We start from the raw sequence: 25,057 nt of genomic DNA on the forward strand, positions 1-25,057 counted from the left end.
GGGCGGCGCTCGCCGTCATCGTGCGGGTTGACCGTCTTCTCCGGCCCGAAGGAGGAAGATCCTTTCCACCTTTCGACGGATGCCGGCCGGGCCGGCTCGGCGTAGCCTGAGGGAGTGATCTCAGCGTGACCGGGCCCCAGGGCTCCGCCCTCAACCCCGTCTTCCTCGGCCTGCGGATCGGGCTGCACTCGCTCGTCCTCGGACTGGTCGTGCTCGTAATCGCGACGTCCGGCGCCGCCGGCTTTCCCGGGGCGATGGTGCTCACCATCGTCGCCGTCGTCTTCCTCGGCAGCTACGCCTTCGGGGCGCTGCTCGGCCGCAGCCTGGGCGGCGCGGGCGGCGCTCTCCGCTCCGGCGCCTGGCTGGCCCCGGCCTGGCTGGGCGTGCTCACGGCCGAATGGCTGGTCCTCGCCGCGCTCAGCGCCGAAGCGATGTACCTGGTCTTCCCGCTGTTCTTCCTCTACCTGCACGTCCTGGCCGGCTGGCGGGGCCCGGTGGCCGTGCTCGTCACGACCCTGCTGGCGATCCTCGCCTTCGGCAACCAGCGCGGTTTCAGCGTCGGCGGCGTCGTCGGTCCGCTGCTCGGCGCCGCCGTCGCGGTCGCCATCGGGCTGGCCTACCGCTCGCTCGCCCGCGAGGCGCAGGAGCGCGAGATGCTGATCGACGAACTCCTGACCGCCCGCAGCCGGCTTGCCGCCGCCGAGCGGGCCGCCGGCGTTCAGGAGGAACGCGGCCGCCTCGCCCGGGAAATCCACGACACCGTGTCCCAGTCCCTGTCGAGCATCGTCATGCTGCTGCACGCGGCCGAGCGGAGCGACCCGGCCGGCGACGCCGCGGCGGTGCGGATGAGGCAGGCGCGGGACGCCGCCACGGCGGCGCTCGCGGAGACCAGGCAGTTCATCGACGAGCTGGCGCCGCCGATGCTCCGGCAGGGCACCCTGGTCGAGGCCCTGGAACGGCTTGCCGCCGAGACCGGCAGCACCAGCGGCATCCGGATCGGCGTCACCGTCGCCGGCGAGTTCGAGCCTCTGCCGACCCGGTACGAGACCGCGCTGCTGCGCATCGCCCAGGGGCGCTGTCGAACGCCGTGCAGCACGCGGGAGCCACCCGGATCGACCTGACCCTGAGCACCCTCGACACGGAGGTCATCCTCGACGTGGTCGACGACGGTGTCGGCTTCGACACCGCGACGGCAGGTCCGGCCCCTGGAACAGCCGGGGCAACGGCCGGGGCACAAGCCGGGGCCGGGCGCACCTCGTTCGGGCTGCGGGCGATGCGGGAACGGGTGGCCGAACTCGGCGGCACCCTCACGGTCGAGAGCACGCAGGGAGGCGGCACGAGCGTCGTGGCCGGCTTCGAGGTGAGCGAATGAGCATCCGAGTCCTGATCGCCGACGACCACCCGATTATGCGATCGGGCCTGGTAGCGCTGTTCGACACCGAGCCGACGATCAGCGTCGTGGCCGCAGTCGGCACACCGGACGAAGCCGTCGCCGCGGCGGAGCGCCTCCGGCCGGACGTCGTGCTGATGGACCTGCAGTTCGCGGGCGAGTTCCGGGGGGCCGACGCCACCCGGCGCATCCGTGCCCTGCCGAACCCGCCGAGCGTGCTCATCTTCACCAACTACGACTCGGACAGCGACATCATCACCGCGATCGAGGGTGGGGCCGCCGGCTACCTGCTCAAGGACACGCCGCCCGACGACCTGATCGCCGCTATCACCGCCGCTGCCGCCGGCCAGTCCGCGCTCGCCCCGGCGGTGGCGACCCGGCTGCTGTCGCGGGTGCGCAACGCGAGTCCGGCGCTCAGCGCGCGCGAACTGGAGGTGCTGGCCCTGGTCGCCGAGGGCAGCAGCAACACCGACATCGCCGCCCACCTGCACCTCAGCGAGACCACGGTGAAGTCGCACCTCGCGCACATTTACCCGAAGCTCGGGGTGTCCTCCCGCACGGCCGCGGTCGCGGCGGCGCGCCGGAGCGGGCTGCTGCGCCGGCAGTAGCCGCCGGCACGGCGGCTCGTGCCTGGTGGGTCAGTCGACCGCGGGGGCGACGAAACGCTGCCACGCCCAGGCCCCCGTGCTGAGCGCCGCGAAGGCGCCGGCCGCCACCCAGAGCAGGGTGATGGTCCCGTTGCCGTGCCACGGCGTCATCGCCGGCGACAGCACCGCGAACATGATCGTGAAGGCGAGCACGGTCAGGCCGGCCCAGGCCGGCGGAGACCAGGCGAGGATGCTGCGCCCGCTGGTGCTGCCGATCGGCACCAGCACGATGGCGGCCGACCCGATCGCGGCGAGAACGACGCTGTTGGCGACCTCGGCGCCGAAGGCGCTGGCGAAACCGGTGGCCTGCGGCAGCACCCCGAGCGCCAGCCAGCCCGCCACGGCGAGCAGGATCAGGCTCCCGGCCCGCACGGCCGCGAGCTGGCCGCGGCGTTCCGGCCGGGCGTCGGCCGCGATCGTGACGCTGCCGAGCAGCCCGAACAGCAGCGCCGGGTGGATTTCGAACACCCGCGACGCGAGCGCGCTCACCCCGACGAGGAGCAGGTAGCGCGGCAGGAAGGTGACGGATGCGTCCAGCCGCAGCACCTGCCGGCCCCACCACCGGGGTACGAGGGCGCCGACCCCGTTGACCACCAGCAGGGCGATCATGACGGCGACCAGCAGCCTGAGGTAGGCCGGCCGGCTGCCCACCGGCCCCGACAGCATCACCAGGGTCGCGGCGGAGACCAGGGCCGCCCCGGCCACGAGCCAGCGGTTCACGAGCACGGTCGGTGCGGTCTCGAAGTCGTCCCGCGGGTGGTTGCGGCCGGCGATCGGGGCGCGGGGCCAGAGCGGGCGCCCGGCCCGGGCACGGGAGATGGTGCCGGTGAGCAGGCGGGCCGGGATGGCCAGGAGCAGGAGGCTGCCGAGGGCGAGCAGCGCGGCCTGCAGCCAGGAGAAGCCGGAGCCGGGCGGGAGCACGGCCGTCGTGAACTGGGTCGGGTCGTTCCAGCCGCCGGCGAGCCCGGTCGGCGGAACGACGGCATCCGGGCGGGGAACCGGGGGGAGCGCCTGCGGGCCCGGCGGTGCCGCGTCCGGCGGCCGGACGGGCTGCGCCGGAGGGGCCGTCGTCGTGCCGTCGCCGGCACCGCCGCCCCCGGCCGGCGGTGTTGCGGGAGCGGCCCCGGCACCCCCGCCGCTCGAGGGTGGTGCCGCAGCCGGCGCGTCGCCGTAGAACACGGTCCTCGCCGGGCTGCCGCCGCTCATGTTGCCGGCCGGATCCTGTTGCACGGCGCGCACCTGGTAGGAGCCGGCGGCGACACCGCCGGCGGTGCAGCGCCAGACGCCTCCGGAGACCCGGGCCGTGCACACCGAATACGGCCCGGCGAAGACCGTCACGGTCGCGCCGTCCTCACCCGCGCCGTCATAGCTGGTCCCGCTCAGCGGCACCCGCGCCGAGTCGGCGGGGGAGGCCAGCCCCGGGGCGGCGGGGGCGTCGACGTCGAACCGGAGCGTGACGGGGGCGCTGGAGTTGGACGAGGAAGGCACGCTGAACGAGGTCTGCTGTACCGCGGTCACGTCGACCGGACCGTCGGCCAGGCTGCCGGCGAAGGTGCACGACCAGGCGCCGGCCCCGTCAGCGGTGGACGTGCACCGCTGGCCGCTGCTCAGCTCGGTGATGACGGATGCGTTCGGGTAGCCGTTCCCGCGCACGACGCCGTTCGAGTCGTCGCCGCCGGTGGGCCCGCCGCTGACGCTCGGCGCCGCGAGTACCGCGATGGTCTGCTCGGCAGCGAGGGCAGGCTGCCCGGTGACGACGACCCGCAGGGGAACGGACGGGCCGCTCGGCAGCGGCACGCGGGTGCAGGTCCAGGCGGTGGACGGACCGGCGGCCACGATGCAGAGCGGGTCGTCGCCGGTGGGGGACAGCAACTGGATCTCCTGGCCGGCCTCCCGGGTGCCGGACACCGTGGTGGTTCCGCTGCCGACGAAACTGCCGGCGGGCGGGCTGTCGATGGTGGGGGCGACCGCCGCCGCGGTGTCTCGCGGGGTCGGGGTCGGAGTCGGCGACGGGGTCGGCGTGGGCGCCGGGTCGGCCGGGACGGACTGCGCGGCCCCCGGCCGTCCGGCCTGGGCGTGGGCCGCGGCGGGGGCGGAGACGGCCGCGGCGCACACCCCGAACACGAGCACCAGCACCAGGCCGAGAGCGGATGCGGCGGCCCGCCCCGGGTTCGATCGGCGGCACTGTCGCGCGCCCGTGGGGCGCGATACGGCGAAGCGAGACCGAAGCATGAATTCCCCCTGCCACCATTTCAGGGGTCATGGCCGGAAAAGTCAACGTCAGTGACCCCGCGTGTCTCTGACGCGGCAGATTCGTTCTCTCCGGCCATGGTGCATACTGACGTCAGGGTCGTTCGTCCCGCTCCGTGTCGGCGAAGGGTGAGGTCTCTCATGGTCCAGGCCCGCCCCCTCCTGGCGTCCCGCCCCGGCCGCCCGGACGCCGGATGACCGGCGCCGACGGCACGACGGTCGTCGCCGTCCTCGCCGAGCCCGACCGGCGGGTGCCGGGCCGGTGGATCGCCGCCTTCGCCACGGCCTGGCTCGGCATCTGGATGGCGCAGCTCACCCCGATCCAGTTGCTGCTGCCCGCGCAGATCGACCGCCGGCTGCACCCGGAGCACTGGATCGACAGCGTCGTGGCGTTCGGCGTCATCTCCGGCATCGCCGGGGCCTGCGCCATCGTGGCCTATCCCCTGGCGGGGGCGCTCTCCGATCGCACCACGAGCCGGTTCGGCCGCCGCCGGCCCTGGATCGCCGGCGGAGCGCTGCTGTTCGCCGCGGCCCTGCTGCTGCTCGGCCTGCAGGTGACCCTCGTCGGCATCGGCGTGTTCTGGGCGCTGGCGCTCACCGGTTTCTGCGTGCTGACGGCCGCGCTCACCGCCACCATCTCCGATCAGGTCCCGGTGCGGCAGCGCGGGTTCGTGTCCGGCTGGCTGTCCGCGCCGCAGGCCATCGGCACGATCCTGGGCCTGCTGCTGGTCACCATGCTGTTCACCGGCCAGCTCGCCGGGTACGCGGTCGTGGCGGTGCTGCTGCTCTGTCTCACCGTCCCGTTCCTGCTGCTGCCCGACGCGGTGCTGCCCGCCCGGCACGAGCGCCTGACCCTTCGCGCGGTCGTGGAGGGCCTGTGGATCAGCCCGCGCGAGCATCCGGACTTCGGCTGGACCCTGCTCAGCAGGGTGCTGGTCAGTCTCGGGAACGCCCTCGGCACCACCCTGCTGCTGTACTTCCTGATGTTCGGGCTGGGCGACGCCCACGCCGAGGACGACCTGATCCTGCTGACGCTGGTCTACATGGTCTTCGTGATCGTGGCGTCGATCGCCTTCGGACGCCTGAGCGACGTGCTGAACCGGCGCAAGTTGTTCGTCTTCGTCGCGGCCGGGCTGCACGGTGTCGCCGCGGTCATGCTCGCGTTCATCCCCGCGCTCCCCGCGGCGATGGTCGCTGCGGGGATCCTCGGCCTCGGCTACGGGGCCTTCCTCTCGGTCGACCAGGCGCTGGCGACCCAGGTGCTGCCCGACCCGGCCACGCGCGGCAAGGACCTCGGCATCATGAACATCGCCACCGCCGTGCCGCAGGCCGTCGCCCCGCTGCTCGGCGCGGGCGTCGTGGCGGCATTCGGCGGCTTCCAGGGTCTCTTCGTGCTGGCCGGGCTGTGCGCCTTCGCCGGGGCGATCGCCGTGGAGAAGGTCACGGCGGTGCGCTGATGGGCATCGACCTGTCCATCACGACGGATGCCGCGCCCTGGCTGACCCCCGGCCGCTACTGGCCCGCCCTCACCGAAGCGACCTCCGGCCTCGACACTCCCGTCGCCGCGCTGCACCTCGGCGCCCTCCGGCACAACACCGCCGACCTGCTCACCCGCGCGGCGGGCAGCCCGATCCGGGTCGCGACCAAGTCGATCCGGGTGCGCGGCGTGATCGAGGCCATCCTCGCCGTGCCGGGCTACCAGGGGCTGCTCGCCTACACGCTCGCGGAGGCGCTCTGGCTGGCCGACACGATGACCGACATCGTCGTCGGCTACCCGACCGCCGACAGAGGGGCGATCCTGGCCCTCGGCCGGTCGCCGGAACTCGCCAGGCGGGTCACCCTGATGGTCGATTCGCTCGACCATCTCGACTTCATCGACGCCGTCCTCCCTCCGGGCCGGCGGGAGACCATCCGGCTCTGCCTCGAACTGGACTCCGGCTGGGACGCGCCCGTGCTCGGCCACCTGGGCGTCCACCGCTCGCCGGTGCACACGGTCGGCCAGGCCCGCGCGCTCGCCGCCGGCATCGCCGCCCGCCCCGGTTTCCGCCTCGTCGGGCTGATGGGCTACGAGGCGCAGATCGCCGGGGTCGGCGACCGGCCGGCCGCCAAGCCGCTCGAAGGCGTCGCCATCCGCTGGATGCGCCGCCGCTCGAGCGAGGAGCTGGCCACGCGCCGTGCCGCCGCCGTCGCGGCGGTGCGGGAGGTCGCGAACCTCGAGTTCGTCAACGGCGGCGGCACCGGGTCGCTGGAAAGCACCCGTGCCGACGCTTCGGTGACCGACATCGCCGCCGGCAGCGGGTTCTTCGGCGGGCACCTCTTCGACCACTACTCGGACTTCCGGCCGGCGCCGGCCGCCGCGTTCGCCCTCTCCGTCGTGCGCAAGCCGACTGCCGCGACCGCGACCCTGCTCGGCGGCGGCTGGATCGCCTCCGGGCCGCCCGGGCCCGACCGCAGCCCGCTGCCGGTCTGGCCGGAGGGCCTCGCGTTCGTGCCGCGGGAAATGGCCGGCGAGGTGCAGTCGCCGGTCACCGGCGCCGCCGCCGCCAGGCTCCGGGTCGGCGACCGGGTGTGGCTGCGGCACACCAAGTCCGGCGAGCCGAGCGAGCACGTGAACGAGTTCGCGGTGGTCGACGACGGCCAGGTGGTCGACCTGCTGCCCACCTACCGCGGCGAAGGGAAGGCGTTCCTGTGAGCGCGAGCGGCGCCCGGTGGAGCAACTGGGCCGGCAGTGAGACGGTCCGGCCGGTGCGGGTGGAACGCCCGACGAGCGTCGGCGCCGTGCAGCGTGCGGTTCAGGCCGCCGCCGCGGCCGGGCTCAGGGTCAAGGCCGTCGGCTCCGGCCACAGCTTCTCGGGCATCGCCGTGGCCCCGGGGGTGCAGCTCGACCTGAACGGCCTCTCCGGCCTGGTCGCCGTGGACGAGTCCCGGGGCCAGGTCACCCTGGCCGCCGGCACCCGGCTGCACCAGCTGCCCGCCCTGCTCGCGCCCCGCGGGCTCGCCCTGGCCAACATGGGCGACATCGACCGGCAGACCATCGCCGGGGCCACCTCCACCGGCACCCACGGCACCGGCGGCGGCTTCGGCGGGCTGGCCACCCAGATCACGGCGGTGACCCTGGTCACCGCCGACGGCGGCCTGCTCCGCGTCAACGCCGCCGAGAACGCCGAGCTGTTGCCGGCGGCCCGGCTCGGACTGGGAGCCCTCGGCATCCTCGTCGACGTCACCGTGCAGTGCGTGCCCCGCTTCCTGCTGCACGCCGTCGAGACCGCCGAGCCGCTCGAGGAGGTGCTCGAGGGGTACCTCGAACGCTCCCGCACGGTCGACCACTTCGAGTTCTACTGGTTCCCGCACACCATTAGCGCCCTGACCAAGAGCAACACCCGGCTCCCCGGGGACGCGGCCAGGGTGCCGGTCGGCCGGGTCGCCGGCTGGGTCGACGACGAACTGCTCGCCAACGGCGCCTACCGGGCGATCTGCGCCGCGAGCACGGCGCTGCCCGGCCTGGTGCCCGGCTTCAACCGGCTGGCCGAACGGCTCGCCGGCCGCCGCGAGTACACGGATGCCTCCCACCGCGTCTTCATCTCCCACCGCACCGTGCGCTTCCACGAGATGGAGTACGCGCTGCCCCGGCACCTGGTTCCGGCCGCCCTCCGCGAGGTGCGGGCCCTGATCGACGCCCGCGGCTGGCGCATCTCCTTCCCGCTCGAGGTGCGCTCAGCCGCCGCCGACGAACTGTGGCTCTCCACCGCGCAGGGCCGGGAGACCGGGTACATCGCCGTGCACCGGTACCACCGGGAAGACCCGGCCGAGTACTTCCACGCCGTCGAGGCGATCATGCGCGCACACGACGGACGCCCGCACTGGGGCAAGATGCACTACCGCGACGCCGAGACGCTCCGCCCGGCCTACCCCCGGTTTGCGGATTTCCTCCAGGTGCGTGACAGGCTCGACCCGGAGCGCCGCTTCAGCAACAGCTATCTGGAAAGAGTCCTGGGTCGATGAGCACCAAACCGGCAGGCAACACCCCCGCGGCGAGGGCCTGGCCCCACCGCGCCCGCGAGCTCGGCGACCGGCTGCCCGCCGGCTTCGTCATCGGCACGGGGACGTCCGCGTTCCAGGTCGAGGGCGGCGCCAGGGACGGAGGGCGGGGCGAGTCGAGCTGGGACCCGTTCACCGCCACGGCGGGCCGGATCGTGGACGGCTCGAACGCATCCGTCGCCGCCGACCACTTCCACAAGCTCGACGAAGACCTGACCCTCCTCCGCGAGCTGGGCGCCGACGTCTACCGGTTCTCCTTCGCCTGGTCACGGGTGCAACCCGACGGCCGGGGCGCGCTCAGCCGCACCGGGCTGGCCTTCTACGACCGGCTGCTCGACGGACTGCTCGCCGCCGGGATCAGCCCGATGGCGACGCTGTTCCACTGGGACACGCCGCTCCGGCTCCGCGGCGGCTGGCTCGGCCGCGACACCGCGCTGCGCTTCGGCGACTACGCGCACATGCTCGGCGAGGTCTTCGGCGACCGGATCGACTCCTGGCTCACCCTGAACGACCCGGCCACCGTCTTCCTGAACGGGTACGCGCTCGGCACGGATGCGCCGGGGGAGAAGCGCCGCTTCGCCGCCCTGCCGGCCGCTCACCACCAGCTCCTCGGCCACGGCCTGGCCGTGCAGGCGCTGCGGGCGGCCGACGTGCCCGGCCGGATCGGCATCGCCAACCTGCACACCCCCGTGCAGGCAGACAGCGGCCGGGAGGCCGACGAGGTCGCGGCCGAACTGTTCGACGTGCTGCACAACCGGCTCTTCGCCGACGCGGTGCTGCTCGGCCGCTACCCCGAGCCGCCCGAGCCGTATGCGCTCGACCTGCGGATGCTCCTCGAAACCGACCCCGACGACCTCTCCACCATCCACCAGCCGCTCGACTTCTACGGGCTGAACTACCTGCAGCCGTCCCGGATCAAGGCCGGCCCGGCCGCGGCGAAGCCCCCGGCCGGCCCGCCGCGGGACCCGGCGAAGTCCGAGACGACCGTGTCGTTCCCGTTCCACGTCACCCCGTTCCGCGAGTTCCCGGTCACCGGGGCCGGGGCGGCCATCGCCCCCGAGTACCTGGCCGTTGCCCTCGGCGAACTGCACACCCGCTACGGAGACCGGCTTCCGCCGGTGTACATCACCGCGAACGGCGCCGGGTTCCCCGACGCGGCGGACCGGTACGGCGTCGTCGACGACCCGGCCCGGATCGACTACCTCGCCGAGCACCTCGGCGCGGCCCTCGACGCCGTCGCGCCCGGGGGCGTCGCCGACGGCGTCGACCTGCGCGGCTACCTGGTGCGGTCCCTGCTCGACGGCTTCGAGTGGACGGCCGGCTACACCCAGCGCTACGGCCTGGTTCACGTCGACTTCGCCGACGGGAACCGCAAGCGCACCCCGAAGTCCTCCTACCGCTGGCTCCAGCAGGTGCTCGCCGCCCGCTGACCTGCCCCGCATTCTCCGCCGAACTGTGACGTCGGCCCGGTTTTCGGCCCCGAAACCGCGTTTAAGTCACAGTTCGGCGAGGTGGGCGGGGGTGGTCGCGCGGGTTACGGGGTGCGGCGGCGCAGGGTGATCGAGCCGAGCACGACCGCGCCGACGATCCACGCCCCGATGATCAGCAGCTCACCGCCGACATACGCGGCATCCTGGGAATCGTTCGCCACAGCCTGCAGCGCGTCGATCGCGTGCGAGAGCGGAAGCCAGTCGCTGAAGGCGCGGAGGGCATCCGGCAGCTGGTCGCGCGGGAGGAAGATGCCGCCGAGCAGGATCTGCGGGAAGACCAGCGCCGGCATGAACTGCACGACCTGGAACTCGGTGCGCGCGAACGCGCTGGCGAGCAGGCCGAGGGCCGTGCCGAGCACGGCGTCGGCGACCGCGACTGCGAGCAGCAGCCAGACCGATCCCGTGATCGTCAGGCCGCAGACCCAGACCGAGTAGCCCACCGCGACCGCGGACTGCAGCACCGCGAGCAGTCCGAACGCCAGCGTGTACCCGAGGATGAAGTCGCCCTTGCCGAGCGGCATCGACAGCAGCCGCTCGAGCGTGCCCGTCCGTCGTTCCCGCAGGGTGGTGATGCTCGTGACCAGGAACATCACGATGAACGGGAACAGTGCGATCATCGCCGGGCCGACCGTGTCGAAAACCGGGGTGTCCGAGAAGATCCAGGCCAGCAGGCCGATCAGCAGGCTCGGCACCACGAGCAGCAACACGATCGTGCGCGGGTCGTGGCGGATCTGGGTGAGCACGCGCCCGGCGGTGGCCAGCGTGCGGCGCGGGTTCACGCGTCGCCGGCTTCCCGGGCGGCCGGGTCGGGCGACGGATGCGCCGCGATCAGGGCGAGGAACGCCGCCTCCACGTCGCGAGTGCGCGTCGCGGAGAGCAGGCCGGCCGGGGTGTCGTCGGCGAGGACCTCGCCGTGCCGCATCAGGAGCAACCGGTCGCAGCGGCTCGCCTCGTCCATCACGTGGCTGGACACGAGCAGGCTCGTCCCGGTGGCGGCCAGCCGGTGGAACAGGGCCCACAGTTCCACCCGCAGCACGGGGTCCAGGCCCACGGTCGGTTCGTCGAGCACGAGGAGCTCGGGGGAGCCGAGGAGGGCGCCGGCCAGGGACACCCGGCTGCGCTGCCCGCCGGAAAGCGACCCGGCCAGCTGGCCGGCATTGGCGGCCAGGTCGGTGGCCTCGATCACCCGGTCGATGTCGTCACGGGTCGCGCCCAGCACGGCGGCGAAGTAGGCCAGGTTCTGGCGCACGGTGAGGTCCTCGTAGACGCTGGCGTCCTGGGTGACGTAGCCGACCCGGCCGCGCAGCGACGCGGTGCCCGCCGCCCGGCCCAGCACGGTGACCTCCCCGGACTGCACGATCTGCACCCCCACGATCGAGCGCATGAGGGTGGTCTTGCCGCATCCGCTCGGCCCGATCAGGCCGACGACCAGGCCGCGGGGCACGGTCAGGCTCAGCCCGTGCAGCACCGGATGCTTCCCCCGCCGGGCATGCAGGTCGCGCACCACGACGGCGGGAGCGGCTTTGTGCACCATGGTTGCATTATTCGCCGATCAGGCCCGGAAGTCATCCTCCGCGGAGGGTGATTCTTGGAGTGTCATGGGAAGTGCATGGGAGCGTCAGGGCGCGCGGTTATGATGGGCGTGCATCGCAAGTCACGGTGCCCCGGGCCGTTGCCCGCCCCGCTTATCGCAAGGAGACCCTGCCATGGAATGGCTCATCCCGGTCCTCATCGTTGTTGCCCTCGTCGCCATCATCGGGATCTACCTCTGGGCCACCTACAACTCCCTCGTCACCCTCAAGGTGCGGGTGGACGAGGCCTGGAGCGACATCACCGTGCAGATGAAGCGGCGGGCCGACCTCATCCCCAACCTGATCGAAACGGTCAAGGGCTACGCCGCGCATGAGAAGGCGGTCTTCGAGAACGTCACGAAGGCCCGCGCCGAGACGCTGAGCGCCCAGGGCCCGGCCGATGCGGCCGCCGCCGAGAACCACATGCAGACCGCGCTGAAGAGCATCTTCGCCGTCGCCGAGGCCTACCCGCAGCTGCAGGCGAGCCAGAACTACCTGCAGCTCCAGGCCGAACTGGTCGACACCGAGGACAAGATCCAGGCGTCACGCCGGTTCTACAACGGCGGGGTGCGCGAGCTCAACACGAAGATCCAGGTCTTCCCCAACAACCTCATCGCCCGCAACCTCGGCTTCACCCAGCGTGACTTCTTCGAGGTGTCCGACTCCGCCGCCATCGCGGAGCCGCCTCGCGTGCAGTTCTAGCGGCAGGCGTCGATGTACAGTGCCATCGCGCGCAATAAGCGCAACACCGTCTTCATCATCATCCTGTTCCTGGCGATCATCGCCGGGCTCGGCTGGATTGCGAACTACGTCTACAGCCCCCGGGGCAGCTACGGCATCCTGATCCTCACCCTCGTGGTGGCGAGCGGGTACGCCCTGGTGCAGTACTTCATGGCGGGACGCCAGGCCGTCGCGATGAGCGGCGGCATCCGCATCAACAGCAAGGCGGAGCATCCGCGGCTCTGGAACATCGTCGAGAACCTGTCGATCACCACGGGAACCCCGATGCCCGAGATCTACGTGATCAGCGACCCGGCGCCGAACGCGTTCGCGACCGGCCGCGACCCGCAGCATGCGATCGTCGCGGCGACGACCGGGCTCCTGGAGATCATGGACGACTCCGAACTCGAGGGCGTGATGGCGCACGAACTCGGCCACGTGCGCAACTACGACATCCGGCTGTCGATGGTGGTCTTCGGACTCGTCGTCGCCGTCGGCTTCATCTCGGACATGTTCCTGCGGATGGCGTTCTTCGGCCGCAACAATAACAACAACAACGGCAACCCGATCGTCATGGTGTTCGGGCTGGTCGCGATCATCGTGGCGCCGCTCGTGGCGAGCATGGTTCAGCTCGCCGTGTCCCGGCAGCGCGAATACCTCGCGGATGCGACCAGCGCGCTGACCACCCGGCACCCCGACGCCCTCGCCAGCGCCCTGGCCAAGCTGGAGACGTACGGGCGCCCGATGCAGAAGCAGAACTCCTCGATGGCGCACCTCTGGATCGCCAACCCGCTGAAGCCCGGCATGATGGCGAAGCTGTTCAGCACCCACCCGCCGATCGACGACCGGATCGAACGGCTGCACACCATGGGCCGCAAGTTCTGACCTGACGCGTTCTGCCTGACCCGTTCGGCCTGATCTCGACAGGCTCGATCACCGCCGGTACTCGAGCCTGTCGAGACCGCGCCGAGTCGGGTCGCTTCAGGTCAGTTCAGCTCCGCCGCCAGGCCGGCGGCGAGGTTGCCGCGCCGCACCACCGCGATCTCGTCCAGCCCCTGCCAGGCGGCGGTCTCCCGCAGCACCGCGGCGAGGCGTCCGGCGGTGTCGGCCGGGGCATCCGGCTCGGCCCACGCGGCCTGCACCCGCAGCACCCCGGACTGGCGGTCGTTCTTCAGGTCCACCCGGCCGACGATCGTGTCGCCGAGCAGCACCGGCAGCACGTAATAGCCGAACACGCGCTTGGGCTGCGGAGTGTAGATCTCGATCCGGTAGTGGAAGTCGAACAGGCGCAGCGCCCGCGCTCGTTCCCAGACGACAGGGTCGAACGGGGAGAGCACGGCGGCGGCGTCCATCGAGCGGGGAAGCCTGGCGTCCCGGTGCAGCCAGGCCGCCCCGGCCTTGCCCGGCCCGCCCCAGCCGGCGACCTCGACCGGGATCAGCTCCCCGGCATCTTCCAGCTCACGCACGGCCGCCAGCGCCGGCACCGACTTCAGCCGGAAGTAGTCCGCGAAATCCTTCGCCGTTCCGATGCCGTGGGCGCGCGCCGACCGGCTGATCAGCTCCCGGTGGGCGTCGGCCCGGTCGACCCGGCGGCCGAGGAGCTCAGCGGGGAACACCTGCTCGGGCAGCCCGTAGACCCGTTCGAACCGCTGCCGTCCGGCGCTCACCACGTCGCCCCAGCGGAAGAGCACCTCCAGCCCGGTCTTCACATCGGACCAGCCCCACCAGGGGCCGCTGCGCTTGTTCGCGTCGTGCTCGATCGCACTGGCCGGCAGCGGGCCCTTCTCGGCCAGCTCGGCGAGCAGCCAGTCCAGCATCGGCCGGTTGCCGGCCGCCCAGCTGTCGGGCATGCCGGCGGCCTCGTCGCGGTAGTGCTGCATCCGCCAGCCGAACAGCGGCCAGGTGTCCAGCGGCAGGAACGACGCCTCGTGCGCCCAGTACTCGGTGAACCGGGCCTCGCGGCCGCTGGTCAGCCGGTCGAGCTTCGCCTTGTCATAGGCGCCGAGACGGCTGAACGCGGGCATGTAGTGGCTGCGCTCGAAGACGTTCACCGAGTCGATCTGCAGCAGCTCGATCCGGTTCACGAGGGCATCCAGCTGACGGATGCCGGGCGTCGCCGCGGACCGGCGGCCGAAGCCCTGGGCGGCCAGCGCGACGCGGCGCGCGAGCGCGGGGGAGACTGTCTGGACCATCAGATCGACCCTACTGCTCGCCTCCCGGACTGTGGTCCGCGACGTTCGGAATGGAGATTCTCGTGGCGCGCCGGCCCAGGCGCCGCGGATCGCGGCGCGTCGCGAAAAACTCCATCCCGGGGCGACGGATTGGGGGCGACGGATGCCGGGGGCGGGGGCCTGCGGCATCCGTCGCCGAGCATTCACGTGCCGTTCAGGCGGGTGCCGCACGCCGGTCGACCGCGCCTCCTAGTCTCGCGGTGACCAGCAACCCGGCATACAACTGCGCGCGTCGATACGCATGCGGCCTGTCGCTGGCCCAACGGAGGACAACTTGATCACCACACGCACCCTGGTCGCGTCCCTGGCCGCCACGGCCATCCTCGCGATCGGCCTCACCGGATGCTCCGGCGCCGCAGCGAGCGGCACCGGCACGACCGACGCCGCCACCGCCACCAGCCTGAGCGCGTTCGGCGACCTGCCGGCCCTCGAAGCCGCCGCGAAGGCGGAGGGCAGCCTCAACGTCATCGCGCTGCCGCGCGACTGGGCGAACTACGGCGCCGTGCTCGACGCGTTCACCAAGAAGTACCCCGAGATCACGATCAACGAGGCCTCGCCGGACGGTTCGAGCGCCGAGGAGATCCAGGCCGCCGACACCCTCAAGGGCCAGGACACCGCCCCCGACGTCTTCGACCTGGGGCTGGCCGTCGCCCTCTCCAGCACCGACCGCTTCGCGCCGTACCAGGTGGCCACCTGGGCCGACATCCCCGACGCCCTCAAGGAGGCGAGCGGACTCTACACCGGCGACTACGGCGGATACCTCGCCGTGGGCTACGACCCCGACGCCGTCCCGGCGCCGAAGAAGCTGAGCGACCTGCTCGGCGCGCAGTACAAGGGCAAGGTCGCCATCAACGGCGACCCGACCCAGGCCGGGGCCGCCTTCGCCGCCGTCGGCATGGCGACCGTGCAGAACGGGGGCACGGTCGATGACTTCCAGCCCGGCATCGACTTCTTCAGCAAGCTGAACGCGGCCGGCAACTTCGTCAAGATCGACCCGACCCCGGCCACCATCGCCTCGGGCGAGACCCCCGTCGTGCTCGACTGGGACTACCTCAACGTGGGCTACGGCACCAAGCTCGACGGCCAGCGCAACTGGAAGGTCGTCGTCTTCAGCGGCACCGGCTACGCCGGCTACTACAACCAGGCCGTGAGCAAGGATGCCCCGCACCCGGCCGCCGCCCGGCTGTGGCAGGAGTTCCTCTACAGCGACGAGGGCCAGAACCTGTGGCTCGGCGGCGGGGCACGCCCCGTCCGCGCCGAGGCGATGACCGCCGCGGGCACCATCGACGCGAAACTGCTCGGCGCCCTCCCCGAAGCCCCCGCCGAGACCGTGGTCCCGACCAAGGAGCAGAGCGCCGCCGGAGCCGCCCTGCTCGGAACGAAGTGGGCCGCTGCTGTCCAGTAGCCTCCGCAGAACGGCAGCGGCCTTCGGGCTGCTGCCGTTCGCGGTGTATGTGCTCCTCTTCCTCGTCGTGCCGACCCTGATCGCCGTCGGCACCGGGTTCTTCGACAAGTCCGGCGCGTTCACCCTCGACACGGTGGCCGCCCTCGGCAACCCGGTGGTGCTGGATGCCTTCCGCAACTCGTTCGCCCTCTCCACCCTCACCTCGGTGATCGGCGCCCTCGTCGGAGCGACCGCCTGCTACGGCCTGCTCGGCGCCCGGCCCGACGGCGCCCTCCGTGCCGTGGTCGATTCGCTCAGCGGCGTGCTCGCCCAGTTCGGAGGGGTCATGCTCGCCTTCGCCTTCGTGGCGACCATCGGCATCCAGGGCATGGTCACGCTCTTCCTTCGCGACACGTTCGGGGTGGACATCTTCGCCGACGGCGTCTGGCTCTATGAGCTGCCCGGGCTGGTGCTGCCCTACCTCTACTTCCAGGTGCCGTTGATGATCATCACCTTCATGCCCGCCCTCCAGGCGCTGAAACCGACCTGGGCCGAGGCCAACGCGACCCTCGGCGGCAGCCGCACCACCTATTGGCTGCGGATCGCCGGCCCCGTGCTCGCCCCCTCCTTCCTCGGCAGCCTCCTGCTGCTCTTCGCGAACGCGTTCTCCTCCTACGCGACCGCCGCGGCGTTGACCAGCCAGGGATCCCAGATCGTGCCGCTGCAGATCCGCTCCGCGCTCACCAGTGAGACCCTGCTCGGCCGGGAGAACCTGGCCGGGGCGCTCGCGCTCGGGATGGTGCTGGTGATGGTGCTGGTGATGGCCGGCTACTCCGCCCTGCAGTCCCGCGCCGCACGGTGGCAGCGATGACCGTCGTCCGGCAAGCCGGCGACCGCACCCGGCGCGGCGCCCGGCCGGGTCCGGTCGCGCGGGCCGGCGTCGCCCACGCTCCCTCGCGCACCATGCGGGCGGTGCTTCTGGGCGGGATCGGCCTGTTCTTCCTCATCCCTGTCGTGGCCATGGTCGAGTTCACCCTGCGCAAGGGCCTCGGCGGCGGGCACGATGCCTCCCGCTGGATCGCCCTGGCCCAGGGCGGCCTGACCGGGCAATACCGGCAGGTGCTCGTCGCCCTCGGCAATTCGGTCGGCCTGGCCGTGGGAACCGTGCTGATCGTGCTCCTGCTGCTCGTGCCCACCCTGCTGCTGGTGCACATCCGTTTTCCCCGGCTGCGACGGGTGATGGAGTTCTTGTGCATCCTGCCGATCAGCATCCCGGCGATCGTGCTCGTCGTCGGGCTGGCCCCGGTCTACTCGCTGCTCTCCCGGCTCGCCGGCAGCGGCGTCTGGACCCTCGCCTTCGCGTACGGCATCACCGTGCTGCCCTACGCCTACCGGGCGATCCAGGCGAACCTGGACGGCGTCGACGTGCGCACCCTCAGCGAGGCGGCCCGCACCCTCGGCGCCGGCTGGGGGAGTGTGCTGTTCCGGGTGCTCGTGCCCAACCTGCGCCGCGGCATCCTGGCCGGGGCGTTCATCGCCGTCGCCGTGGTGCTCGGCGAGTTCACCATCGCCTCCCTGCTGAGCCGGGTGAACCTGCAGACCGCGCTCGTCGTGGTCAGCAAGGCCGACCCGTACACGGCCGTGATCCTCTCCCTGCTCGCCCTGACCTTCGCGTTCCTGCTCCTGCTCCTCATCGGCCGCCTCGGCGCCGAACGCACCCGCCCGCGACGACGACGCCCCATCGGAGGCCGGCCATGACCCGGAACACCATCACCACAGCCGGCACCGGCAACGCCCCGAAGAGCCCGAACGCCGCGCCGCCCGGGCAGGCCGGGCGGCGCGGAGCCGTGGTCGAGTTCACCGGAGTGTCCAAGCACTTCGGCGGCCATCGGGCGCTCGACGGATTCGACCTCACCCTGCACGCCGGTGAGTTCGTCGCGCTGCTCGGTCCGAGCGGCAGCGGCAAGACGACGGCCCTGCGAGCTCTTGCCGGCCTCGAATCGACGGATGCCGGCACCATCCTGATCGACGGCGTCGACGTGTCCCTGCTGCCGACGAGCCAGCGCGACATGGGCATGGTCTTCCAGGCGTACTCGCTCTTCCCACACCTGAGCGCGGGGGAGAACGTTGAATTCGGCCTCCGGATGCGCGGGGTCGCCGCCGCGGCCCGTCGCAGCCGGGCCAGGGACGCCCTCGCCCTCGTCGGGCTCGACGACCACTACGACCGGTTCGCGCACCAGCTCTCCGGTGGCCAGCAGCAGCGGGTCGCCCTGGCCCGCGCCCTGGTCACCGAACCGAGGGTGCTCCTCCTCGACGAGCCGCTCTCCGCGCTCGACGCCAAGGTGCGGGTGAGCCTGCGCGAGGAGATCCGGCGGATCCAGACCGAGCTGGGCATCACCACCCTGTTCGTCACGCACGACCAGGACGAGGCGCTCGCCGTGGCCGACCGGGTCGCGGTCATGCGTGACGGCGGGATCGAGCAGGTCGGCACGCCGGAAGACTTGTACTCCCGGCCGGCGTCGCCGTTCATCGCCGACTTCGTCGGCCTCAGCAACCAGCTGGCCGGGGTCGTGCGCCACGGTTTCGCGGAGCTGTACGGCACGAAGCTGCCGCTCGTCGACCCGTCGCAGGCCGACGGCGACGTGCTGGTCGCGGTCCGGCCGGAAGACCTCGAATTCTCCGGCGACGGGGTGGCCGGCGTCGTTGTCGCGTCCAGTTTCCACGGCTCGCTCCGCCGCACCCGGGTGCGGCTCGCCGACGGCGCCGAGTTGTCGGTGCAGCACGTCGTGCGGGTCCAGCCCGTTCCCGGTGACAGCGTGCGGCTACGCTTCTGCGGCGCCCCGGTCTCGGTCGAGGCGGTCGCGGTGTCCCGGTAACGGGCATGCACGGCGGCGAATGCGGGATTGCCTAGAATGATCCGGTGACTGAATCCACAGGAAAGCCAGGCTGGGGCGCACTGCTGAGCGGGCGCAAACGGCGCGCCCTGGAACCGATCCCGAACGGGGTCGATGAGAACATCCCCGCCGGCATCCGCCTGGCCGGCGCGTGGTCGTGGCGGCTCGTCGCCATCGGGGCGGCGATCGCCGTCTTCCTTTTCGTCGTGGTGCAGTTGCGGCTCATCGTCATCCCGCTGCTCGTCGCCGTGCTCGTCTCGTCCCTCCTGGTCCCGCTGGTCGCGTTCCTCGTGCGGCACAAGTGGCCGAAGGGCCTCGCCGTCGCGCTCTCCCTGCTCGGCACCCTCGCCGTGCTCGGCGGCCTGATCACCCTGGCCGCCACCCAGATCGCGGATGGCACGACCGGCCTGAGCACCCGGCTCGCCGCCTCCTACGCCGGGCTGAAAGACCTCCTGCTCGCCTCGCCCCTGCACCTGACCGAACCGCAGATCAACGACTACCTGCAGCAGGCGTGGACGGCCATCCAGGCCGACAGCCAGGTCTTCGTCAGCGGGGCGCTGTCGGTGGGATCCTCGCTCGGCCACCTGCTGACCGGGCTGCTGCTGACCCTGTTCAGCCTCCTGTTCATCCTCATCGACGGGGCCGGAATCTGGGCCTGGATCGTGCGGATCTTCCCGCGTCGCGCCCGCGCCGCCGTCGCCGGGGCCGGCAAGGCCGGCTGGGAGACCCTGGGCAACTTCGCCAAGGTGCAGATCCTCGTCGCCTCGATCGACGCCGTCGGCATCGGCGTCGGGGCCGCGCTGCTCGGGGTGCCGCTCGCGGTGCCGATCGGCGTGCTGGTCTTCCTCGGTTCGTTCATCCCGATCGTCGGCGCCGTCGCGACCGGCGCGGTGGCCGTGGTCATCGCCCTGCTCTTCAACTCCTGGCCGATCGCGCTGGCCATGCTCGGCGTCGTGCTGCTCGTGCAGCAGATCGAAGGCCACGTGCTCCAGCCGCTGATCATGGGCACGGCCGTCAAGGTGCACCCGCTCGGCGTGGTCCTCGTCGTGGCGGCAGGGTCGCTGCTCGCCGGCATCCCGGGCGCCCTGTTCGCCGTGCCGATCGCGGCGGTGCTGAACGTCATGATCAACTTCATCCACCGCGGCACCTGGCGTGCCGTGCCCGCGGACACGGTGCCCGCCATCAGCTCCCCGCTCTGGCAGACCGTGCCGCAAAGCCGCCCCGGCTTCCGCCCGAACGAGAGTGCCGCCCATGAGTAACGTTTCCCTCGTCGGCCCCACCCTGGCCGACTTCGAGGCCGCTCGCGGTGTCGTCGCCACGGTCGCCCGGGTCACCCCGATGGAGAGCTCCCGCTATCTCAGCGAACTGCTCGGCTCGCCCGTGCACCTCAAGTGCGAGAACCTGCAGCGCACCGGGTCGTACAAGATCCGCGGCGCCTACAATCGGCTCTCCCAGCTGACCGACGAGGAGAAGAGCCACGGCGTCGTCGCGGCCTCGGCCGGCAACCACGCCCAGGGGGTCGCCTTCGCCGCCCGTGAACTGGGCATCAAGGCCACCATCTTCATGCCCGTCGGCGTTGCGCTGCCCAAGCTCCAGGCCACCCGCGACTACGGGGCGCACGTCATCCTGCGCGGGAACACGGTCGCCGAGCCGCTCCTGGCTGCCGCGGCCTACGCCATCGAGACCGGCGCGATCCTGATCCCGCCGTTCGACCACCCGGATGTCGTCACCGGCCAGGGCACGCTGGGCCTGGAGATCCTCGACCAGGTTCCGGCCCTCGACACGGTCATCGTGCCCATCGGCGGCGGGGGCCTGATCTCCGGCGTCGCGAGCGCGCTCAAACAGCGCGCCGCCCGGGAGGGGCGCACGATCCGGGTGATCGGCGTGCAAGCGGAGAACGCCGCTGCCTACCCGCCGTCCCTGGCCGCGGGCGTGGCCACCGAGATCGTGATCTCGCCGACGATCGCCGACGGCATCGCGGTCGCCAAGCCGGGCCTGCTCAACTTCCAGATCGTGCGCGACGTGGTCGACGAGGTCGTCACGGTCACCGAGGACGACACCGCCCGCGCGCTGCTCGTGCTGCTCGAGCGCGCCAAGCTCGTGGTCGAACCCGCCGGGGCGGTCGCCGTGGCGGCGATCCTGGCCGGGAAGATCACCGCGGCCGGGCCCACCGTCGCGATCCTCAGCGGCGGCAACATCGACCCGCTGCTGATGCAGCGCGTGATCAGCCACGGCCTCGCGGCATCCGGTCGGTATCTCACCCTGCGGATCATGCTGCCCGACCGCCCGGGTCAGCTTGCCCGCATCTCGGAGCTGCTGGCGGAGGCGCACGCCAATGTGATCGAGGTGCTGCACACCCGGCACGGGGTCGGCCTGCAGATCAGCGAGGTCGAGTTGAACATCAGCGTCGAAACGCGCGGACCCGACCACCGCCAGCACGTCGTTGACGTGCTTCGCTCGGCCGGCTACGACCCGCAGATCGACTAGTCCGGTCTACGTCGGCTCGAGCACCGCCGTCGGTGGTCGAGCCTGACGAGCCCCCGCCCGCTCGGCCGGTTAGTTTCCGGCCCAGGTCTCGACGAGAAGGATCTCGACGGCGATGTCCTTGCCGCCGGGCGTGGTGTACGACGTCTTCGCCCCGACCTTCAGGCCGAGGATGGCGGAGCCGAGCGGGCTCTGCTCGCTGAACACGTCGAGGTCGCTGCCTCCGGCGATCTCACGGCTGCCGATCAGGAATCGCGTCTCATCGCCCGCGATCGTCGCGGTGATGACGGTGCCCGGCTCGACGACGCCCTGGCTTTCGGGCGCGTGGCCGACCTCGGCGTTGCGCAGCAGCACGACGAGGGTGCGGATGCGGGCCTCCATTTTGCCCTGCTCGTCCTTGGCGGCGTGGTAGCCGGAGTTCTCCTTGAGGTCGCCCTCTTCACGCGCGGACTCGATCTTCTTGGCGATCTCGACCCGTCCGACGGTGCTCAGGGACTCAAGCTCGGCGGCCAGGCGGTCATAGGCCTCCTGGGTCAGCCAGGTGACCGTTGTTGGGGTAGTCATGGGTTCTCCTCCTCGTGCGCGTAGTGCGGTGAGTGTGACGCGCAGGGTCTGCCTGCGGCAATACAACGGACGCCCCGACGTATTACGTCAGGGCGAAGTGATCAGTCTAGGTCAGCCAGCACCGGTAAATCAATCCGGTGTTGCTCTGCTCGGTCGTGCGCACGACCTCGGTGAAGGCCCGTGAATACCGCTCGCTGGGCGGCAGGTCGATCACCTTCCAGCCGACGACGGTGAAGCCCTCGTTCAGCGCCTCGACCGCGCAACTCGCAGGCCGGCCGACCGGGATCGACGCTTCGAAGGTGACACTGACACTGTGCTCGTCGATGATGCTGTGCCGGATGTCCCGGGTCTCCAGCAGGGGCTGCGACCCGCCCAGCCCGATCCAGGCCACCCATACCACGAGCACGGTGAGGAGGGTCCCGGCGCCGATCCAGAGCAGTCGCCGGTCACGGATGCGCCGATTCGGGGCGCGGCCGTACCGGGTGTCGAGGTTGCTGCTGACGGCCACTGCGGCTCCACACTCACTGTTCAACGATTAGTCTTATCTCAAGGTTATCTGGCATTTCTGAGGAGTTTGATGACACTGCGACTCTTGGCGGTGCACGCCCATCCCGACGACGAGTCGAGCAAGGGTGCGGCAACCTACGCCTACTATCGGAGCCTCGGCGCCGAGGTGATGGTGCTCAGCTGCACCGGGGGCGAGCGCGGCAGCATCCTCAACGACGCCATGGCCGGCCACGCCATGGCCGAGCGCGACCTCGCCGGCCTCCGCCGGCTCGAGATGCAGGCCGCGCAGGGCCACCTGGGTGTGCAGCACCGTTGGCTGGGCTATGAAGACTCCGGAATGAACGACGACGGCTCCGTTCCGTCCAACTCGTTCGCCGCCATCCCGCTCGACACCTCGGCCGAACCCGTCGTTCGGGTCATCCGGGAGTTCCGGCCGCATGTGCTCATCACCTACGACGAGAACGGCGGCTACCCGCACCCCGACCACATCCGCTGCCACGACGTGTCGATGGAGGCCTACCGCGCTGCGGCCGACCCGGCCAGGTACCCGGATGCCGGTGCCCCCTGGCAGGTCGACAAGCTCTACTTCGACCGGATCTTCAACCTCGAACGCGTCGACGCGATGTTCCTCGAACTGAGCGTCACCGAGCCGGAGTCCCCGCTGTTGGAGCCGCTCGGCGAGGCACGCGAATGGATGAAGAACTACCCGAAGCTGGCGACGACCCACGTGCCCGTCGGCGACTTCCTCGAGGCCAGGGACGCGGCCCTCCGTTCCCACGCGAGCCAGGTGGCGCCGGGCAGCAGCTTCTTCTTCTGGCCCAACGACCTCATCCGCAAGGCCTGGCCGTACGAGGACTTCCAGCTCGTCGAATCGAAAGTTGACACCGAAATGCCCGAATCCGATCTCTTCGCCGGCGTGCGGGACGACTCGTGACCGCGTTCCTGCTCGCCGGGCCGGTCGCGGGTTTCGTGCTGGCGAACACCCCGCCGCCCGAATTCAACCCCGACACCGTGACCCCGGGGCCGGCCGGCTTCGTGGCGATCTTCTTCGTCGCCGCGATGGTGGTGCTGCTGGGGTTCGACCTGAACCGGCGCATCCGCCGCAACACCTACCGTGCCCAGATCAAGGAGCGCCTCGCCGCCGAGATGGCCGCGAACGCCGCGCAGGAGTCGGGCGAAACGGATGCCGCCGGCGAAGCCGGCAGCCAGCCGACGCCCGGCCAGTCGCCCGGCCAGTCGCCCGGCCAGTCGCCCGGCCAGTCGCCCGGCCAGTCGCCCGGCCAGTCGCCCGGCCAGTAGCCCAACCAGTAGACCGGCCGCCCTCGTCAGGGGTAGAGCGGGTGGGTCGCGATGATCAGGATCGCCACCCAGTGGCAGAGGAACGCGACCACGGTCAGGCTGTGGAAGATCTCGTGGAACCCGAAGACGCCCGGCACCGGGTTGGGCTTCTTCATCCCGTAGACCACGGCCCCTACCGAGTAGCACAGGCCGCCGATCATGATCAGGGCCATCATCGCCGCGTTCGCCTGGAAGAAGTCGACGATGAACATCAGCGCGCCCCAGCCGAGGGCGAGGTAGAGCGGAACGTAGAGCCAGCGCGGCGCGTGGATCCAGAACACCCGGAAGGCGATCCCCAGGATCGCGCCACCCCAGACCAGGGACAGCAGCAGGATCGACTTGGCCGGCGGCAGGGCCAGAACCGCGATCGGCGTGTATGAACCTGCGATCAGCAGGAAGATGTTGGCGTGGTCGATGCGCTTGAGCACGAGCCTGGTCATCGGCTTCCAGTTGAACCGGTGGTATAGCGCCGAGTTGCCGAACAGGAGCATCGAACTGAGCACGAAGACGAACGAACTCCACTTCGCCGCGTCACCGTCGGCGAGCACGAGCAGGATGATGCCGGCCACGATCGTGACCGGGAACGTTCCGGCATGGATCCAGCCTCGCCAGGTGGGTTTGACGTCATCCGGGTGCGGAATGTCATTCTCCAGCAGCGGCAGGTTGGGGATGTCGTCCTCGGTGGCCATGCAGCCAGAATACGACAGGGCGCATGCCCGGTGCGGCACGCGAGCGCCAATGTGGGCTACCGTGAATGTGTGCAGAAGCGGCAGGTTCCCTGGGCGCGCGGCATCCTCTACGGGGTGTACCAGCGCCGCCTTCGTCGCGGGCTGACGCCGGATGTGCTTCCGGACCACGTGGCCATGATCATCGACGGCAACCGGCGGTGGGCCAGGCAGCTCGGCTTCGATTCGGCCGCCCACGGGCACCGCGCCGGGGCCGCCAAGATGCGCGAGTTCCTCAAGTGGTGCGACGACCTGGGCATCTCGGTGGTCACGCTCTACCTTCTCTCCTCGGACAACCTGACCAACCGCGGCAGCGAAGAACTCTCCGAACTGACCAAGATCATCGCCAAACTCGCCGAGGAACTCTCCCGCTACCGGGACTGGCGGGTGCAGCAGGTCGGTTCCAAGGCCGGGCTGCCCGACGCCCTCGTCGCGGCGCTCGACGCCGCGGAGGCGCGAACCGCCCGGAAGAAGGGCCTGCACATCAACCTCGCCGTCGGCTACGGCGGACGCACGGAGATCACCGACGCGATGCGCAGCATCGTCGGCGCGCACCTCGAGAACGGCGGCACGCTCTCCGACCTTGCCGAGACGCTCACGCCCGACCTGATCGGCGCGCACCTCTATACCGGCGGCCAGCCCGACCCCGACCTGGTCATCCGCACCTCGGGGGAGCAGCGGATCAGCGACTTCATGCTCTGGCAGAGCGCGCACAGCGAGTTCTACTTCGTCGAGGCCCTCGGCCCCGACCTCCGCCAGGTGGACTTCCTGCGGGCTCTCCGCGACTTCGCCAAACGCCAGCGCCGATTCGGCGGGTAGGAGAC

At 71.3% G+C, this 25,057-nt stretch carries 25 protein-coding genes; 18 read left to right on the forward strand and 7 right to left on the reverse strand.

The window, feature by feature from the left end:
• Nucleotides 1-125: 125 nt before the first annotated feature.
• Genes IWX89_RS03290 through IWX89_RS03295 form a run of 3 tightly spaced genes read left to right on the forward strand, consistent with a single transcriptional unit; the run spans nucleotide 126 to nucleotide 1,998 of the window.
• Nucleotides 126-1,121: a histidine kinase gene (locus tag IWX89_RS03290; protein ID WP_307836388.1), complete on the forward strand. Its 996-nt coding sequence runs from the start codon at nucleotides 126-128 to the stop codon at nucleotides 1,119-1,121.
• A complete protein-coding gene (locus tag IWX89_RS18955) occupies nucleotides 1,088-1,372 on the forward strand; it encodes an ATP-binding protein (protein ID WP_307836389.1) in 285 nt (94 codons plus the stop codon). The genes IWX89_RS03290 and IWX89_RS18955 overlap by 34 nt, the downstream gene beginning before the upstream one ends.
• Nucleotides 1,369-1,998 carry a response regulator transcription factor gene (locus IWX89_RS03295; RefSeq protein ID WP_196902166.1) on the forward strand — a complete coding sequence of 210 codons (630 nt, stop codon included), beginning with the start codon at nucleotides 1,369-1,371 and terminating at the stop codon, nucleotides 1,996-1,998. Before IWX89_RS18955 ends, IWX89_RS03295 begins: the two co-directional genes overlap by 4 nt.
• A gap of 30 nt (nucleotides 1,999-2,028) precedes the next feature.
• Here IWX89_RS03295 and IWX89_RS03300 read toward each other — a convergent pair whose 3' ends face one another.
• Nucleotides 2,029-4,269 (reverse strand): hypothetical protein, encoded by a 2,241-nt coding sequence (locus IWX89_RS03300; protein WP_196902167.1) that lies wholly within the window; start codon nucleotides 4,267-4,269, stop codon nucleotides 2,029-2,031.
• Nucleotides 4,270-4,481: 212 nt separating this feature from the next.
• On the opposite strand from IWX89_RS03300, the gene IWX89_RS03305 reads away from it, so the two are divergent.
• The 4 genes from IWX89_RS03305 to IWX89_RS03320 are packed head-to-tail and all read left to right on the forward strand — an operon-like array spanning nucleotide 4,482 to nucleotide 9,755.
• Nucleotides 4,482-5,744 carry an MFS transporter gene (locus tag IWX89_RS03305; RefSeq protein ID WP_196902168.1) on the forward strand — a complete coding sequence of 421 codons (1,263 nt, stop codon included), beginning with the start codon at nucleotides 4,482-4,484 and terminating at the stop codon, nucleotides 5,742-5,744.
• Complete coding sequence (locus tag IWX89_RS03310) at nucleotides 5,744-6,979, forward strand: alanine racemase (RefSeq protein ID WP_196902169.1); 1,236 nt, start codon at nucleotides 5,744-5,746, stop codon at nucleotides 6,977-6,979. The genes IWX89_RS03305 and IWX89_RS03310 overlap by 1 nt, the downstream gene beginning before the upstream one ends.
• On the forward strand, nucleotides 6,976-8,289 hold the full coding sequence (locus IWX89_RS03315) for a D-arabinono-1,4-lactone oxidase (RefSeq protein ID WP_196902170.1): 1,314 nt from the start codon (nucleotides 6,976-6,978) through the stop codon (nucleotides 8,287-8,289). The genes IWX89_RS03310 and IWX89_RS03315 overlap by 4 nt, the downstream gene beginning before the upstream one ends.
• Nucleotides 8,286-9,755, forward strand: coding sequence for a glycoside hydrolase family 1 protein (locus IWX89_RS03320; protein WP_196902171.1), 1,470 nt, complete (start codon nucleotides 8,286-8,288; stop codon nucleotides 9,753-9,755). Before IWX89_RS03315 ends, IWX89_RS03320 begins: the two co-directional genes overlap by 4 nt.
• A 104-nt stretch (nucleotides 9,756-9,859) precedes the next feature.
• Here the strand turns inward: IWX89_RS03320 and IWX89_RS03325 are convergent, their stop codons facing one another.
• Entirely contained in the window at nucleotides 9,860-10,594 is a 735-nt protein-coding gene (locus IWX89_RS03325; RefSeq protein ID WP_196902172.1) for an ABC transporter permease, read from the reverse strand.
• Entirely contained in the window at nucleotides 10,591-11,349 is a 759-nt protein-coding gene (locus IWX89_RS03330; protein WP_196902173.1) for an ABC transporter ATP-binding protein, read from the reverse strand. The genes IWX89_RS03325 and IWX89_RS03330 overlap by 4 nt, the downstream gene beginning before the upstream one ends.
• Nucleotides 11,350-11,521: 172 nt before the next feature.
• Between IWX89_RS03330 and IWX89_RS03335 the strand changes: the two genes are divergently transcribed.
• Together IWX89_RS03335 and IWX89_RS03340 are read left to right on the forward strand one after the other, a co-directional pair.
• Nucleotides 11,522-12,088, forward strand: coding sequence for a LemA family protein (locus IWX89_RS03335; protein WP_196902174.1), 567 nt, complete (start codon nucleotides 11,522-11,524; stop codon nucleotides 12,086-12,088).
• A gap of 12 nt (nucleotides 12,089-12,100) precedes the next feature.
• Nucleotides 12,101-12,991: a M48 family metalloprotease gene (locus IWX89_RS03340; RefSeq protein WP_196902175.1), complete on the forward strand. Its 891-nt coding sequence runs from the start codon at nucleotides 12,101-12,103 to the stop codon at nucleotides 12,989-12,991.
• Between the two features lie 101 nt (nucleotides 12,992-13,092).
• Here IWX89_RS03340 and IWX89_RS03345 read toward each other — a convergent pair whose 3' ends face one another.
• The gene (locus IWX89_RS03345) at nucleotides 13,093-14,298 is read right to left on the reverse strand and encodes a winged helix-turn-helix domain-containing protein (RefSeq protein ID WP_196902176.1); all 1,206 of its coding nucleotides are present in this window, start codon (nucleotides 14,296-14,298) and stop codon (nucleotides 13,093-13,095) included.
• 313 nt (nucleotides 14,299-14,611) lie between these two features.
• Here IWX89_RS03345 and IWX89_RS03350 point away from each other — a divergent pair, with 313 nt between their 5' ends.
• The 6 genes from IWX89_RS03350 to ilvA are packed head-to-tail and all read left to right on the forward strand — an operon-like array spanning nucleotide 14,612 to nucleotide 21,102.
• On the forward strand, nucleotides 14,612-15,742 hold the full coding sequence (locus tag IWX89_RS03350; protein WP_231382858.1) for an ABC transporter substrate-binding protein: 1,131 nt from the start codon (nucleotides 14,612-14,614) through the stop codon (nucleotides 15,740-15,742).
• Complete coding sequence (locus IWX89_RS03355; protein WP_231382878.1) at nucleotides 15,729-16,592, forward strand: ABC transporter permease subunit; 864 nt, start codon at nucleotides 15,729-15,731, stop codon at nucleotides 16,590-16,592. The genes IWX89_RS03350 and IWX89_RS03355 overlap by 14 nt, the downstream gene beginning before the upstream one ends.
• A complete protein-coding gene (locus IWX89_RS03360; protein ID WP_374220480.1) occupies nucleotides 16,589-17,479 on the forward strand; it encodes an ABC transporter permease in 891 nt (296 codons plus the stop codon). The genes IWX89_RS03355 and IWX89_RS03360 overlap by 4 nt, the downstream gene beginning before the upstream one ends.
• Entirely contained in the window at nucleotides 17,476-18,597 is a 1,122-nt protein-coding gene (locus tag IWX89_RS03365) for an ABC transporter ATP-binding protein (RefSeq protein WP_196902178.1), read from the forward strand. The genes IWX89_RS03360 and IWX89_RS03365 overlap by 4 nt, the downstream gene beginning before the upstream one ends.
• Before the next feature lie 44 nt (nucleotides 18,598-18,641).
• Nucleotides 18,642-19,874, forward strand: coding sequence for an AI-2E family transporter (locus tag IWX89_RS03370; protein ID WP_196902179.1), 1,233 nt, complete (start codon nucleotides 18,642-18,644; stop codon nucleotides 19,872-19,874).
• Nucleotides 19,867-21,102 (forward strand): threonine ammonia-lyase, encoded by a 1,236-nt coding sequence (gene ilvA / locus IWX89_RS03375; protein WP_196902180.1) that lies wholly within the window; start codon nucleotides 19,867-19,869, stop codon nucleotides 21,100-21,102. Before IWX89_RS03370 ends, ilvA begins: the two co-directional genes overlap by 8 nt.
• Nucleotides 21,103-21,171: 69 nt before the next feature.
• Here ilvA and greA read toward each other — a convergent pair whose 3' ends face one another.
• Both greA and IWX89_RS03385 read right to left on the reverse strand, forming a co-directional pair.
• Nucleotides 21,172-21,663: a transcription elongation factor GreA gene (gene greA, locus IWX89_RS03380; RefSeq protein ID WP_196902181.1), complete on the reverse strand. Its 492-nt coding sequence runs from the start codon at nucleotides 21,661-21,663 to the stop codon at nucleotides 21,172-21,174.
• Nucleotides 21,664-21,769: 106 nt separating this feature from the next.
• Nucleotides 21,770-22,171 (reverse strand): DUF4307 domain-containing protein, encoded by a 402-nt coding sequence (locus tag IWX89_RS03385; RefSeq protein WP_196902182.1) that lies wholly within the window; start codon nucleotides 22,169-22,171, stop codon nucleotides 21,770-21,772.
• Between the two features lie 69 nt (nucleotides 22,172-22,240).
• Between IWX89_RS03385 and mca the strand changes: the two genes are divergently transcribed.
• Complete coding sequence (mca, locus tag IWX89_RS03390) at nucleotides 22,241-23,104, forward strand: mycothiol conjugate amidase Mca (protein ID WP_196902183.1); 864 nt, start codon at nucleotides 22,241-22,243, stop codon at nucleotides 23,102-23,104.
• Nucleotides 23,101-23,469: a hypothetical protein gene (locus IWX89_RS03395; RefSeq protein WP_196902184.1), complete on the forward strand. Its 369-nt coding sequence runs from the start codon at nucleotides 23,101-23,103 to the stop codon at nucleotides 23,467-23,469. Before mca ends, IWX89_RS03395 begins: the two co-directional genes overlap by 4 nt.
• A 26-nt stretch (nucleotides 23,470-23,495) precedes the next feature.
• Here IWX89_RS03395 and IWX89_RS03400 read toward each other — a convergent pair whose 3' ends face one another.
• Nucleotides 23,496-24,197: a hemolysin III family protein gene (locus IWX89_RS03400; RefSeq protein WP_196902185.1), complete on the reverse strand. Its 702-nt coding sequence runs from the start codon at nucleotides 24,195-24,197 to the stop codon at nucleotides 23,496-23,498.
• A 69-nt stretch (nucleotides 24,198-24,266) separates the two neighbouring features.
• Between IWX89_RS03400 and IWX89_RS03405 the strand changes: the two genes are divergently transcribed.
• Nucleotides 24,267-25,052, forward strand: coding sequence for an isoprenyl transferase (locus IWX89_RS03405; protein WP_307836393.1), 786 nt, complete (start codon nucleotides 24,267-24,269; stop codon nucleotides 25,050-25,052).
• The last annotated feature ends 5 nt before the right edge of the window (nucleotides 25,053-25,057 follow it).

The sequence above is a fragment of the Cryobacterium sp. MP_M3 genome (genome assembly GCF_015752155.1).
Classification (GTDB): domain Bacteria; phylum Actinomycetota; class Actinomycetes; order Actinomycetales; family Microbacteriaceae; genus Cryobacterium.